The organism is Pseudomonas sp. NUPR-002, from assembly GCF_056322725.1.
Genome location: NZ_CM150476.1, coordinates 217,245 through 231,206, shown reverse-complemented (window position 1 = coordinate 231,206; position 13,962 = coordinate 217,245). Strand labels below are relative to the sequence as shown.

13 protein-coding genes are annotated in these 13,962 nt (G+C 61.5%); 4 read left to right on the top strand and 9 right to left on the bottom strand.

What is annotated here, in order from left to right; translation table 11 throughout:
• Positions 1 to 4 precede the first annotated feature (4 nt).
• A complete protein-coding gene (locus ACVWSC_RS01000) occupies positions 5 to 2,248 on the bottom strand; it encodes a heavy metal translocating P-type ATPase (protein WP_442111410.1) in 2,244 nt (747 codons plus the stop codon).
• 82 nt (positions 2,249 to 2,330) lie between these two features.
• Between ACVWSC_RS01000 and cadR the strand changes: the two genes are divergently transcribed.
• Positions 2,331 to 2,774: a Cd(II)/Pb(II)-responsive transcriptional regulator gene (gene cadR / locus ACVWSC_RS00995; protein ID WP_442111408.1), complete on the top strand. Its 444-nt coding sequence runs from the start codon at positions 2,331 to 2,333 to the stop codon at positions 2,772 to 2,774.
• A 120-nt stretch (positions 2,775 to 2,894) separates the two neighbouring features.
• Here cadR and ACVWSC_RS00990 read toward each other — a convergent pair whose 3' ends face one another.
• From ACVWSC_RS00990 to ACVWSC_RS00980, 3 genes are read right to left on the bottom strand one after another with little or no spacing between them, the layout of a single operon-like run.
• On the bottom strand, positions 2,895 to 3,866 hold the full coding sequence (locus ACVWSC_RS00990) for a thymidylate synthase (RefSeq protein WP_476461720.1): 972 nt from the start codon (positions 3,864 to 3,866) through the stop codon (positions 2,895 to 2,897).
• 49 nt (positions 3,867 to 3,915) lie between these two features.
• Positions 3,916 to 4,725, bottom strand: a complete 810-nt coding sequence (lgt, locus tag ACVWSC_RS00985) for a prolipoprotein diacylglyceryl transferase (protein ID WP_128323223.1) — start codon at positions 4,723 to 4,725, stop codon at positions 3,916 to 3,918.
• Positions 4,726 to 4,739: 14 nt separating this feature from the next.
• Positions 4,740 to 5,522: a sulfite exporter TauE/SafE family protein gene (locus ACVWSC_RS00980; protein ID WP_442111404.1), complete on the bottom strand. Its 783-nt coding sequence runs from the start codon at positions 5,520 to 5,522 to the stop codon at positions 4,740 to 4,742.
• Between the two features lie 129 nt (positions 5,523 to 5,651).
• Here ACVWSC_RS00980 and ACVWSC_RS00975 point away from each other — a divergent pair, with 129 nt between their 5' ends.
• On the top strand, positions 5,652 to 6,398 hold the full coding sequence (locus ACVWSC_RS00975) for an NRDE family protein (RefSeq protein WP_442111402.1): 747 nt from the start codon (positions 5,652 to 5,654) through the stop codon (positions 6,396 to 6,398).
• Positions 6,399 to 6,493: 95 nt separating this feature from the next.
• Here ACVWSC_RS00975 and ptsP read toward each other — a convergent pair whose 3' ends face one another.
• Together ptsP and ACVWSC_RS00965 are read right to left on the bottom strand one after the other, a co-directional pair.
• A complete protein-coding gene (gene ptsP, locus ACVWSC_RS00970) occupies positions 6,494 to 8,773 on the bottom strand; it encodes a phosphoenolpyruvate--protein phosphotransferase (protein WP_442111400.1) in 2,280 nt (759 codons plus the stop codon).
• A gap of 22 nt (positions 8,774 to 8,795) precedes the next feature.
• Positions 8,796 to 9,275 (bottom strand): RNA pyrophosphohydrolase, encoded by a 480-nt coding sequence (locus tag ACVWSC_RS00965; protein WP_010222140.1) that lies wholly within the window; start codon positions 9,273 to 9,275, stop codon positions 8,796 to 8,798.
• 140 nt (positions 9,276 to 9,415) lie between these two features.
• On the opposite strand from ACVWSC_RS00965, the gene ACVWSC_RS00960 reads away from it, so the two are divergent.
• Positions 9,416 to 10,072 (top strand): histidinol-phosphatase, encoded by a 657-nt coding sequence (locus tag ACVWSC_RS00960; protein WP_442111397.1) that lies wholly within the window; start codon positions 9,416 to 9,418, stop codon positions 10,070 to 10,072.
• An 89-nt stretch (positions 10,073 to 10,161) separates the two neighbouring features.
• Here ACVWSC_RS00960 and ACVWSC_RS00955 read toward each other — a convergent pair whose 3' ends face one another.
• Both ACVWSC_RS00955 and ilvA read right to left on the bottom strand, forming a co-directional pair.
• Complete coding sequence (locus tag ACVWSC_RS00955) at positions 10,162 to 10,590, bottom strand: DUF2269 domain-containing protein (protein WP_442111395.1); 429 nt, start codon at positions 10,588 to 10,590, stop codon at positions 10,162 to 10,164.
• A gap of 38 nt (positions 10,591 to 10,628) precedes the next feature.
• Entirely contained in the window at positions 10,629 to 12,143 is a 1,515-nt protein-coding gene (gene ilvA, locus ACVWSC_RS00950; RefSeq protein ID WP_442111393.1) for a threonine ammonia-lyase, biosynthetic, read from the bottom strand.
• A 135-nt stretch (positions 12,144 to 12,278) separates the two neighbouring features.
• Between ilvA and rpiA the strand changes: the two genes are divergently transcribed.
• Positions 12,279 to 12,950 carry a ribose-5-phosphate isomerase RpiA gene (gene rpiA / locus ACVWSC_RS00945; RefSeq protein WP_133216391.1) on the top strand — a complete coding sequence of 224 codons (672 nt, stop codon included), beginning with the start codon at positions 12,279 to 12,281 and terminating at the stop codon, positions 12,948 to 12,950.
• Positions 12,951 to 13,018: 68 nt separating this feature from the next.
• On the opposite strand, the gene ACVWSC_RS00940 is transcribed toward rpiA, so the two are convergent.
• Positions 13,019 to 13,930, bottom strand: coding sequence for an SdiA-regulated domain-containing protein (locus tag ACVWSC_RS00940; RefSeq protein ID WP_442111391.1), 912 nt, complete (start codon positions 13,928 to 13,930; stop codon positions 13,019 to 13,021).
• Positions 13,931 to 13,962: the final 32 nt, after the last annotated feature.

Genomic DNA, 13,962 nt, shown 5'->3' with positions numbered 1-13,962 from the left:
TCCTCTATTTTCGCAGTAGGCGCAGGCCGTTGAAGACCACCAGCAAGCTCACGCCCATATCGGCAAACACTGCCATCCACATGGTGGCCATCCCGGCGAAGGTGATCGCCAGAAAAATCGCCTTGATGCCCAACGCCAGCACAATGTTCTGGGTCAGGATCGTAGCAGTCTGACGCGAAAGCCTGACGAAGGCCGGGATTTTGCGCAAGTCATCATCCATCAAGGCCACGTCGGCCGTTTCGATGGCGGTGTCGGTGCCAGCAGCGGCCATGGCAAATCCAACCTCGGCGCGGGCCAAAGCGGGCGCATCATTGATCCCGTCTCCGACCATGCCGACCCGATGCCCGTCGGCGTACAGCGCCTCGATGGTTTTGAGCTTGTCAGCTGGCAGCAGGTTGCCATGCGCCTGATCGATGCCCACCTGGGCGGCGATGGCCTGAGCCGTGTGTGGATTGTCGCCGGTGAGCATGACCGTTTTGATACCCAGTTCATGCAGCTCGGCAATCGCTTCACGGCTGCTGTCTTTGACGGTATCGGCCACCGCGAACAGTGCCAGTGGGCCGGACTTGTCGAGCAGCAGCACCACGGTTTTGCCCTGACGCTCCAGGGCATCGAGCTGTGCTTCAAGCGCTGGCGAGCACAGGCCCAGCTCTTCGACCAGACGATGGTTGCCCAAGTGGTACAACTGGCCATCGATTTCGCCACGCACACCACGACCGCCAAGGGCTTCGAAGGCCATGACTTCACTCAGCGGCACGCCCTGCTCTTTGGCCAATACCGCAATGGCCCGCGACACCGGGTGGTCAGAGCGGTCGGCAAGGCTGGCCGCCAGCGCCTGGGCGCGACCTTCGAACAACGGCTCGAGCAGCACGTAGTCGGTCTGTACCGGCTTGCCGTGGGTGATGGTGCCGGTCTTGTCCAAGGCCAGGAAATCGAGCTTACGCCCACCCTCCAGGTACACGCCGCCCTTGACCAGAATGCCTTTGCGCGCTGCCGCTGCCAGGCCGCTGACGATCGTTACCGGGGTGGAAATCACCAGCGCACACGGGCAGGCCACCACCAGCAGCACCAGGGCGCGGTAAATCCAGTCGAACCAGGCACCGGCCATGAACAGCGGTGGAATCACGGCAACGGCCAGGGCAAAGGCAAACACCGCAGGGGTGTAAATGCGCGAGAACTGATCGACGAAGCGTTGGGTCGGGGCGCGGGCGCCCTGGGCTTCCTCCACCGCCTTGATGATACGTGCCAGCGTCGACTGCCCGGCCGCCGCAGTCACCCGGTACTCCAGCGCCCCGGCCTGGTTGATGGTACCGGCGAACACCTTGTCGCCCGGGCCTTTTTCTACCGGCAGGCTTTCACCGGTAATCGGCGCCTGGTCGATACTCGACTGGCCGCTGACCACCTCGCCATCCAGGCCGATGCGCTCACCAGGACGCACCCGCACCCGCGCGCCGAGTGCCACGTCCTTGACCTCGACGTCACGCCATTGGCCATCGGCCTGTTGCACCGTGGCCATGTCCGGGCTCAACTGCATCAAGCCGCTGATCGCATTGCGGGCACGATCCAGCGAGCGCGCCTCGATCAACTCGGCGACGGTAAACAGGAACATCACCATGGCCGCTTCCGGCCACTGGCCAATCAGCACCGCGCCGGTCACAGCAATGCTCATCAGCGCATTGATGTTCAGGTTGCGGTTCTTCAGGGCGATCCAGCCCTTCTTGTAAGTACCCAGGCCACAACTGAGGATCGACACCAGCGCCACCAGCGCCACGACCCACGACGGCGCCAGCTCGGCGAAGTGAATGCCCTCGGCTGCCAAGGCGGCAACCCCGGACAACGCCAACGGCCACCAGTGCTTTTTCGCAGGTTTCGCTGCGTCTGCAGGTTCCTCGCTGTGCTCGGCCAGAGGCTCGGCCTGCATCCCCAGCGAGGCAACGGCCTGCTCGATGGCCGAAGTGTCGGCATGGGTATGGTGCACCCCGAGGACACGGTTGATCAGGTTGAATTCCAGTTGCTCGACGCCCGCCAGCTTGCCCAGCTTGTTCTGGATCAGCGTCTGTTCGGTCGGGCAATCCATGGCCTCGATGCGAAAGCGGCTCAAACGTGCGTTGCCACTGGCGGCTTCACTCAATTGCACCAAAGCCGGTGCAGCATCGTGAGCGCAGCAGCTGTGCGCATGCTTGGCATGGTCATGACTGGCGTGGTCGTGGGGGTCTTTACCCGGCGTATGGCTAACAGGCTGGTTCATGGGCTCATCCTTAAATGTCCTGTTGCCAAGTGAACACCCTGTAGCCACTATAGGGTCAAGCAACCTGGCGAGGAATTTTCAGATGAAGATCGGAGAACTGGCCAAAGCCACCGATTGCGCCGTGGAAACCATCCGTTACTACGAGCGCGAAGCCCTGCTGCCGGAGCCTGCGCGCAGTGAAGGTAACTACCGGATGTACACCCAGGCCCATGTCGAACGCCTGACCTTCATCCGCAACTGCCGTACCCTGGACATGACCCTGGAAGAGATCCGCAGCCTGTTGCGCCTGCGCGACAGCCCGGATGACCAGTGTGAAAGCGTCAACGCCTTGATCGACGAGCACATCGAGCATGTACAGGCGCGGATCGATGGTTTGCAGGCCTTGCAGGCGCAACTGCTGGAGCTGCGTCAGCACTGTCACCCCAAAGAGGTGCAGTGCTCGATCCTGCAGCACCTGGAGGTCAATGGCGCGGTGACTGCCCCCGAGGCGGAGCACTCACACGTAGGCCGAAGCCACGGCCACTGACCTACTGATCTGGCGGCAACTGTCTTGCACCACCTGTCTGTGGGAGCGGGCTTGCCCCGCGATTGCGGTTCGTCTGCCACACCGCATCGCGGGGCAAGCCCGCTCCCACAGCGTTTGGTGTCAGACCGCCATTGGCGCGGTCATTGGCGCGTGGTGCTCGTAACCTTCCAGGCTGAAGTCGCTCGGTTCGACCTTCTCCAGCCACTCCGGCTCGTACACCCCGGTCTTGGCGTATTCCGGCACACGCTCATTGATCACCAGCTTTGGCGCGGCCAACGGTTCGCGCTTGAGCTGTTCGTTGAGCATGTCCAGGTGGTTTTCATACACGTGCGCATCACCGATGAAGTAGGTGAACCAACGCGGTGTGTAGCCAGTCAGGCGGCCAACCAGCGACAGCAGCGCCGCACCTTCGGTGAGGTTGAACGGTGTACCCAGACCCAGGTCGTTGGAGCGAATGTAGAGAGTCAGAGAGATTTCCTTGGTCTCGACATTGGGGTGGAACTGGTACAGCAGGTGGCACGGCGGCAGGGCCATTTCGTCAAGCTGGGCACAGTTCCAGCCGTGGAACAGGATACGGCGGCTGCCCGGGTCTTTGTGGATGGTGTCGATGCACTGGCGGATCTGGTCGATGGCCTTGTACAGCACCACAAAGGCTTCGCCGTCTTCTTGCGCTTCGGCGATTTTCTGGAAGCCCTGGCTCTGCGCCAGCTCGATGGCGGCCGGGTTGCTCAGCGGAATACGCTTGTAAGCTGGCCACTGGCGCCACTGCACACCGTAGATTTCACCGAGGTCGTCGTGACCCTGGCGGAACGGGTTGGCCAGCCACTGGGCGTTTTCGTTAGCGTTCTGGTCCCAGACCTTGCAGCCCAGCTCGCGGAACTCGCCGGCATTCTTCACGCCGCGCAGAAAACCGACCATTTCGCCGATCGTCGACTTGAACGCCAGCTTGCGCGTGGTGATGGCCGGGAAGCCTTTCTGCAGGTCAAAGCGCAGCATGGCGCCGGGCAGGCTGATGGTGCGGATCCCGGTACGGTTACCCTGCAGGGTGCCGTTTTCGATGACGTCGCGGACCAGATCTAGATACTGTTTCATGGCTTACCTGTAACAAAGACGGCAGGGGGATCGCCCCTGCCGTGGAAAATCAAACGGCGGCCTTGGCCGTGGGTTTACGGTTGTAGGCCCACCAGATCAGGAAGATGCCACCGACAATCATCGGTACGCACAGCAACTGACCCATGGTCAACCAGCCAAAAGCAATGTAGCCAAGCTGGGCGTCGGGTACCCGCACGAACTCCACGATAAAGCGGAAAATGCCGTAGAACAGCGCGAACATGCCGGAAACGGCCATGGTCGGGCGTGGCTTGCGCGAGTACAGCCAGAGAATCAGGAATAATGCCACACCTTCCAGGGCGAACTGGTACAGCTGCGACGGGTGACGTGGCAACTGTGCCGGATCACTGAACGGCGGGAAGACCATGGCCCACGGCACATCGGTAGCCTTGCCCCACAGTTCGGCGTTGATGAAGTTGCCGATGCGCCCGGCACCCAGACCGATCGGTACCAGCGGGGCGACGAAGTCCATCAGCTCAAAGAACGACTTGTTGTTGCGCTTGCCGAACCACAAGGCGGCAAGCATGACGCCGATAAAACCGCCATGGAACGACATGCCGCCTTTCCACACTTCGAAAATCAGCGCTGGGTTGGCCAGGTACGCATGCAGGTCGTAGAACAGCACATAACCCAGGCGCCCGCCGACGATCACGCCCATGGACAGCCAGAACACCAGGTCCGAGAGCTTTTCGCGGCTCCAGGTCGGGTCGAAGCGGTTCAATCGACGCGAGGCCAGCAGCCAGGCGCCGCCGATGCCGACCAGGTACATCAGGCCGTACCAATGGATTTTCAGCGGTCCCAGGGCAACGGCCACGGGATCTATCTGCGGGTAAGGCAGCATGGTGACTCCTCTCGTTAAAGCAAAAAGCTAAGGCCGACGCAAAACAGCAGCGCCGCGAACAAGCGCTTGAGCACGCGGGGCGACAGTTTGTGTGCCAGACGTGCGCCATAGCGGGCAAAGAACATGCTGGTCAGGGCAATCCCCACCAGCGCCGGCAAATAGACAAAACCCAGGCTGTGCGCGGGCAAATGCGGATCGTGCCAGCCGAGCCAGATGAAACTCAGGGCACTGGCCACAGCAATCGGAAAACCGCAGGCCGACGACGTGGCCACCGCTTGCTGCATCGGCAGGCTGCGCCAGGTCAGGAACGGTACGGTCAACGAGCCGCCGCCAATGCCGAAAATCGCCGAGGCCCAGCCAATCACACCACCGGCGGCAGTCAGCCCAGGCTTACCGGGAATGCTGCGGCTGGCCTTGGGCTTGAGGTCGAGCGCCATCTGCACGGCAATCACCAGGGCGAAGACGCCGATGATCTTTTGCAGCATGGGGCCCTGGATCGCCGAGGCGGTCTTGGCACCAATACCGGCACCGACCAGGATACCCAGGGTCATCCAGATGAAGATCGGCCACTGCACGGCGCCTTTGCGGTGGTGCTCGCGAATGGCATTGATCGAGGTGAAGACAATGGTCGCCAACGACGTCCCCACCGCCAGGTGGGTAAGCACCGAGGCGTCGAAGCCCTGCAAGGTGAAACTGAACACCAGCACCGGCACGATGATGATCCCACCGCCTACGCCGAACAGCCCGGCCAGCACGCCTGCGCAGGCGCCCAGCAGCAAATAGAGCACGAATTCCATTGTCGCCCCCGTAAATTCAGTCCGGCATGGTAACGGAAGCGAGGCCTGTGGCTCTAGTGAAGACACATTAAGTCGATGGAACAGTCCAGGCGCTATGGGTAGAGTGAGCAAAAACGCAGAGAACCCGCTATGTGTCTGATCGTCTTCGCCTGGCGGCCCGGGCATGCCCAGCCGTTGATCGTCGCGGCCAACCGCGATGAATTCTATGCCCGCCCCAGCCGCATGCTCGGCGCCTGGGACGATGCGCCCGGCGTCTACGCCGGACGCGACCTGGAAGCCGGTGGCACCTGGCTGGGTGTCGGTCCGGCGGGGCGCTTTGCTGCATTGACCAATATTCGCGACCCACAGCAGGCCCAGGGCGCCCGCTCACGGGGCGAGCTGGTGGCGGCCTTCCTGCGCGGTGAATCAGGCGTCGAAGCCTATCTGGATAGCGTTGCCAGCCGCAGCCAGCAGTATTCAGGCTTCAACCTGCTGGTGGGCGATAGCCACTCGCTGGGTTACCTGAACGCCCGTGAGGCGCAGGTGCGGCTGCTGGGCGAAGGTGTCTATGGTTTGTCCAATGCCGGGCTGGATACGCCCTGGCCAAAACTGGTCAAGGCGCGTGCCGGACTGGCCCAGCAGTTATCCGACCCGCAGCCCGGCACCTTGCTGGAGCTGCTTGGGGATAACCTGCAAGCGGCAGACAGCGAACTGCCGGAAACCGGCGTAGGGCTGAGTACCGAGCGCTTGCTGTCGAGTGTGTTTATCGCCAGCCAGAACTATGGGACGCGGGCCAGTACGGTGTTGATTGTCGAAGCGGATGGTCGGCGCCGCCTGGTGGAGCGCAGTTTTGGGCCGTTTGGGGGGCATTTGGGGGAGGTGGATTTGCAGGTTTGACGCTGTCTGTAGGAGCGGGCTTGCCCCGCGATTGCGGTGTGGCAGACAAACCGCAATCGCGGGGCAAGCCCGCTCCCACCGGCCGCGCGATAGGTTTACAGGTTCTTCGCCGCCCCGGGATTGATCATCCGCGCCAACCCGAGGTTCTTCAGGGCCAGTTGCAACGAGCTGTGGATAACTTGCGGGTTGTCGATGCCCATGGCCTGCGCCAGCAGTTCCTGGGATTTGCTCAGGCTGACCTGACGCAGCATCCATTTCACTTTCGGCAAGTTGGTGGCGTTCATCGACAGGCTGTCAAAACCCATGGCCATCAACAGCACTGCCGCCGCCGGATCACCGGCCATCTCGCCGCAGATACTCACCGGCTTGCCTTCGGCATGGGCGTCACGCACCACCGTTTGCAACGCTTGCAGCACGGCCGGGTGCAGGTAGTCATAAAGGTCGGCAACCCGCGGGTTGTTGCGGTCTACCGCCAGCAAATACTGGGTCAGGTCGTTGGAGCCGACCGACAGGAAGTCCACCTGACGGGCCAGCTCACGGGTCTGGTACACCGCCGCCGGGATCTCGATCATCACCCCGACTGGCGGCATCGGCACATCGGTGCCTTCGTCACGCACTTCGCCCCAGGCACGGTGGATCAGGTGCAGGGCTTCTTCCAGTTCGTGGATACCGGAAATCATCGGCAGCAGAATACGCAGGTTGTTCAGGCCTTCGCTGGCCTTGAGCATGGCGCGGGTCTGCACCAGGAAGATTTCCGGGTGGTCGAGGGTCACGCGGATACCGCGCCAGCCAAGGAAGGGGTTGTCTTCCTTGATCGGGAAGTAAGACAGCGCTTTGTCACCGCCGATGTCCAGGCTGCGCATGGTCACTGGCAAAGGATGGAACGCCGCCAGCTGCTCACGGTAGATCGCCAGCTGCTCCTTTTCGCTGGGGAAGCGCTGGTTGATCATGAACGGTACTTCGGTGCGGTACAGGCCAACCCCTTCGGCGCCACGCTGCTGGGCGCGGGCAACATCGGCGAGCAGGCCGGTGTTGACCCACAGCGGCATGCGGTGACCATCGAGGGTGATACACGGTAGCTCACGCAGGGCATCCAGGCCCTGGGCCAGCTGGCGTTCTTCTTCAACGACATCGGCATACTGCTTGCGCAGCACATCACTGGGGTTGGTGTAGACATCGCCCTTGTAGCCATCGACGATCATGTCGATGCCGTCGACCTTCGAATACGGCAGGTCAACCAGGCCCATCACGGTAGGAATGCCCATGGCGCGGGCCAGGATCGCTACGTGGGAGTTGCCCGAACCCAGTACCGAAACCAGGCCAACCAGTTTGCCTTCAGGTACTTCGCCGAGCATGGCGGGGGTCAGCTCTTCACTGACCAGAATGGTGTTATCGGGGTAGACCAGCGTCTGCTGCCTGGCTTCTTGCAGGTAGGCCAGCAGACGCCGGCCCAAATCCTTCACGTCCGAAGCCCTCTCCCGCAGGTAGGCGTCGTCCATCAGCTCGAAGCGATTGACGTGCTCGCCCACCACCTGGCGCAAGGCGCCCTGCGCCCACTGCCCGGTTTTGATCACCTGCACCACTTCGCCGCCCAGGGCCGCGTCTTCGAGCATCATCAGGTAGACGTCGAACAACGCGCGCTCTTCCGGGCGCAGCTGGGTGGCAAGTTTGGCGGACAGGCTGCGCATATCGGCGCGCACACCTTCCAGGGCGTTATTGAACAGTTTCAGCTCGGCGTCGATGTCATCGACGCTTTTGTCCGGCACTACATCGAGGTCAGCCGGTGGCAACATGACCACCGCCTTGCCCACGGCAGCGCCAGGCGAACCCGGTACGCCGACGAACTTGGCTTCCTGGATGCCCTTGCCCTGACGGCCGAGGCCACGAATCGAGCCGGTTGCCTCGGCATGCGCAATTACGCCGGCGAGCTGGGCGCTCATGGTCACCAGGAAGGCTTCTTCGCCCTCATCGAACTGGCGCCGCTCTTTCTGCTGAATAACCAGCACCCCGACCACACGCCGGTGGTGGATGATCGGCGCGCCCAGAAACGAGGCAAAGCGCTCTTCACCGGTTTCGGCAAAGTAGCGGTAGCGCGGGTGGTCGGCGGCGTTTTCCAGGTTGAGCGGCTCTTCCCGCGTGCCGACCAGGCCAACCAGACCCTCGTTGGGAGCCATGCTGACCTTGCCGATCGAGCGCTTGTTCAGGCCTTCGGTGGCCATCAATACGAAGCGGTTGGTCTCGGGGTCGAGCAGGTAGACCGAGCAGACCTGACTGCCCATGGCCTCTTTGACGCGCAACACAATGATCCCCAACGCCGTCTTGAGATCCTTGGCGGAGTTAACTTCCTGGACGATCTTGCGCAGCGTATTGAGCATGGCTCGGGGTCGAACTCCGTCGTCAGTCGCGCGCCAGCAGGCGCGGGGCAAGCTCTTTGAGAGCGCGGCGGTAAACCTCGCGCTTGAATGTCACCACCTGGCCAAGCGGATACCAATAGCTGACCCAGCGCCAACCATCGAACTCCGGTTTCCCGGTCAAATCCATCCGCACCCGTTGCTCGTTAGAGACAAGGCGCAGGAGAAACCATTTCTGCTTCTGGCCTATGCACAGCGGTTGGCTGTGGGTACGAACCAGACGTTGGGGTAAACGATAACGCAACCAGCCGCGCGTGCAGGCAAGAATTTCAACATCGTCGCGTTCCAGCCCTACTTCTTCGTTCAGCTCGCGGTACAAGGCATCCTCTGGCGTCTCTTCAGGGTTGATACCACCCTGGGGAAACTGCCAGGCATCCTGGTTGATCCGGCGAGCCCATAGCACCTGCCCAAGATCATTCGTCAGAATGATCCCGACATTGGGGCGAAAACCATCGGGGTCGATCACGGCAGCAACCTCGCAAACGCATGTTGGGGCATTGTTCCACAAAGGGAACAAGACCAGCAACGCGCCTGTTTACCTTATGTGCACCGATGTGAAAAGTCCGTATTCTGTGGGACTTTTCAGATGTTATGCGAGTGACTTAAATGCGCCTGGCTTTATTCGATCTGGACAATACCCTCCTCGGCGGCGACAGCGACCACGCCTGGGGAGACTACCTGTGCGAGCGCGGTATTCTCGACCCGGTGGCCTACAAGAACCGTAATGACGAGTTCTATCAGGACTACCTGGCCGGCAAGCTGGACCTCAACGCCTACCTGGAATTCACCCTGGAGATCCTGGCCAACACCGAAATGGCCCAGCTCGACGAATGGCATGCAGACTTCATGCGTGACTGCGTTGAACCGATCATCCAGCCCAAGGCCCTGGCGCTGCTGCAAAAGCACCGCGATGCTGGCGACAAGCTGGTGATCATCACCGCCACCAACCGTTTCATTACCGGGCCGATTGCCAAACGCCTGGGCGTCGACACCCTGCTGGCTACCGAATGCGAAATGGCCGACGGCCGCTATACCGGCCGCAGCACCGATGTACCGTGCTTCCGTGAAGGCAAGGTGACCCGCCTGAACCGCTGGCTGGAAGAAAACGGCCTGAACCTGGAAGGCAGCCATTTCTACAGCGACTCGATGAACGACTTGCCGCTGCTGGAGCAAGTGGTCAATCCAGTGGCGGTAGACCCGGATCCGAAGCTGCGTGCCGAAGCTGAAAAACGCGGCTGGCCGGTGATCAGCCTGCGCGACTGATCAACCTGGTAGGAGCGGGCTTGCCCCGCGATGCGATGTGACTGACAGATCGCTATCGCGGGGCAAGCCCGCTCCCACAGGTGTTGTGTTCAGACCGGTTTGGCGCCCATCAGGCCGGCGATGGCGATGAAGCACACGCCGCTGAACAACGCCAATGCCAGGGTGAATTTGGCATTACCCACAGTCGGCGCCGTGCGCAGGCGGTTAACCCGCGCCAATAGCCAGAACCAGCTGAATGCACCGAAGGTGTAGATCACGCTGGAGCCCAGCACCCAGGTCTGGCCCAACGGCCAGCCAATCAGGTGGACCAGCCACCAGCCGGTGAACGGCATGCTCACCAGGCAAATGCCCATCAACAGCCAGACAAACACCAGCGGCCGCTGGGTCAGGCGGCTAGCCGCAGCCGTGTCGCCTTTGTGCCGCGCCAACCAGGTCCAGATCGCCAGCCCCAGAGCGCTGCCCAGCAGCACTACCGTGGCCGAGATGTGCAGGACCTTGAGCGTCGTCAGGTATTCCATGTCATTGCTTCCTTGTGAACTGTCCTGAGCTTAGCTGCTCAGCCCAGAAACAGCCGGTACGCCGGGTTGTCGGTTTCGTCCCAGTACGGATAGCCGATCTTGGCCAGCGCCGCGGGCACCAGGTGGCGCTCATCATCCGGGACTTGCAGGCCGGCGACCACGCGACCATCGGCCGCGCCGTGGTTGCGGTAGTGGAACATCGAGATGTTCCAGCGCCCGCCAAGCTTGTTGAGGAAGTTGAACAACGCCCCCGGCCGCTCAGGAAACTCGAAGCGCAGCACCAGTTCATCGCTGACCCGCGCGGCATGGCCACCGACCATGTGGCGGATATGCAGCTTGGCCAGTTCGTTGTCGGTCATGTCCAGCACCGGGAAGCCCTGCTCGCTCAGGCTCTGGATCAGGGCGCTGCGCGGGTCGGTGTCGGGGTGGGTCTGCACACCGACAAAGATGTGCGCCTCACCATCAGCATGGTAGCGGTAGTTGAATTCGGTGATCTGACGTTTGCCGATGGCCTCGCAGAACGCCTTGAAACTGCCCGGCTTCTCAGGGATGGTGACGGCAATGATCGCCTCACGGCCTTCGCCCAATTCGGCACGCTCGGCAACATGACGCAGGCGGTCGAAGTTGACGTTGGCACCGGAGTCGATGGCTACCAGGGTCTGGCCGCTGACGCCCTTGAGTTCAACGTATTTCTTGATCCCGGCCACACCCAAGGCACCGGCAGGTTCAGTGATCGAGCGGGTATCGTCGTAGATATCCTTGATCGCCGCACAAATTTCGTCAGTACTGACCGTCACCACTTCATCCACATACGTCTTGCAGATATCGAAGGTGTGCTGGCCGATCTGCGCCACGGCAACGCCGTCTGCAAACAGACCGACCTGCGGCAGCACCACCCGCTCACCAGCGGCCATGGCCGCCTGCAGGCAGTTCGAGTCGTCTGGCTCGACGCCGATCACTTTGATCTCCGGGCGCAGGTATTTCACATACGCAGCGATACCGGCGATCAAGCCACCGCCGCCGACCGGAACGAAGATCGCATCCAGCTGGCCCGGGTGCTGGCGCAGGATCTCCATGGCCACGGTGCCCTGCCCGGCAATGGTGTGCGGGTCGTCGTAAGGGTGGATATAGACGAAGCCCTTTTCCTCGACCAGCTTCAGCGAGTACGCCAGCGCCTCGGGAAACGAATCGCCATGCAGTACAACCTTGCCGCCGCGCGAGCGCACGCCTTCAACCTTGATCTCCGGGGTGGTCTTGGGCATGACGATGGTCGCCTTGATGCCCAACTCCCGCGCTGCCAGCGCCACGCCCTGGGCATGGTTGCCAGCCGAGGCGGTTACCACGCCACGGGCCAGTTCTTCAGCGGTCAGCTGCGCCAGCTTGTTGTAGGCGCCGCGAATCTTGAAGGAAAACACCGGCTGCAAGTCTTCACGCTTGAGCAGAATGTTGTTGCCCAAGCGCTTGCTCAGCTGACCGGCGGTCTGCAACGGGGTTTCGACCGCAACGTCGTAAACGCGCGAGGTGAGGATCTTTTTGACGTACTGTTCGAGCATCGGGAAAGCATCACTGAGCGGTTGGGCGGGCCTGGCAGTCTACCGCAGCGCCTTGTCGGGCGACCACAGCAAGACCCAGGATTTAGCCGCTATACTACGCGCCTTCACGATACTCCTCCCCGCTTCGGAGCCCGCATGACCCAGGATCAACTCAAACAGGCTGTCGCCCAGGCCGCTGTCGATTTCATTTTGCCCAAGCTTGACGACAAGAGCATCGTCGGCGTCGGCACTGGCTCGACCGCCAACTGCTTCATCGACGCCCTGGCCAAACACAAGACCGCCTTCGATGGCGCTGTGGCCAGCTCCGAAGCCACCGCTGCACGCCTGAAAGGCCATGGTATTCCGGTGTATGAGCTGAACACGGTCAGCGACCTGGAGTTCTATGTAGACGGCGCCGACGAGAGCGACGAGCACCTGAACCTGATCAAAGGCGGCGGCGCAGCCCTGACCCGCGAGAAGATCGTTGCCGCGGTGGCCAAAACCTTCATCTGCATCGCCGACGCCAGCAAGCTGGTGCCAGTGCTGGGCGCTTTCCCGCTGCCGGTCGAAGTCATTCCGATGGCCCGCAGCCATGTGGCCCGTCAGCTGGTGAAGCTGGGCGGCGACCCGGTTTATCGTGAAGGCGTGATCACCGACAACGGCAACATCATCCTTGATGTGCACAACCTGCAGATCACCAACCCGGTTGAGCTGGAAAGCCAGATCAATGCCATTGTGGGCGTGGTTACCAATGGCCTGTTCGCGGCGCGGCCGGCGGATTTGCTGTTGCTGGGGACGTCTGAAGGTGTGAAAACGCTTAAAGCTTAAAAGCATCGCGGGGCAAGCCCGCTCCCACCAGCAACAGCTGTGGGAGCGGGCTTGCCCCGCGAAGATAATTACTCGCCCTGCTTCTTGAACACATAAAACAGGTTCGGCTCGCTGACCAGGTAAATGGTCCCGGCATCGTCCATGGCGATCCCTTCAGCCTGCGGCACACTCTGCTTCAAACCCTGAAAGCCTTTGCGCAACGACAGCGTACTCAAGGGCTTGCCCTTCACATCCAGCTCCACCACCAATTGCGACTCATCCGACAGCGCCAGCAAGTGGCCGCTGCGCTCATCGAACTGCAAACTCGACAGATCCCTCACGAACAACCGCGAATCGCGCTTCTGGTCCTGCACGACATGCACGGCATAAGGCTGCTCCGGGTTTTCATGGGGGAAGCCATGCACCTCATAGATCAACATCGGGTCGCGCTCCTTGGCCACGAACAGACGCTTGCCAGCCGAGTCATAGGCCAGCCCTTCAAAGCCCTTGTTGCCGTTCAGGCCGATCCCCAGGGTCAGTTGCTCGGCATCTTTGGCATCGAGGAACAGCGTGTTGTCTTGCAGGTGTACACGAATCAGACGCTGTTCACGCTCGTCGGTGATGACATAGCTGCCCGGCCCCACGTACTCCACCGCCTCCGGATCACCGAACCCAGTCAGCGGCACGCGACGCAGAATCCGCCCGTCGAGCGACAGCTCGATCAGCTCGGAGCGCTTGTTGGTCACGGTAAACAGGCTTTTACGGTCGGGATCGAAGGTCAGCGCCGAGATGTCGTCGTCCAGGCCTTCAATTACTTTGGCTTCAAGCTCGACCCGGTATTGGTCCAGGCCAATGCTCTGCTCGAAGGGCTGCCACCAGGTCTTGATGTTGAACCAGCCGCGTTCGAACAAACGGTATTGCTGCCCTGCAACTGCGGCCAGCAGCAGGGCAAGAAGGCTTACAACCAGGAAAATCAGTGGCAGACGGATGTAACGACGCATTCAGGAGGACTCAACAAAGGACAGCCTGAATC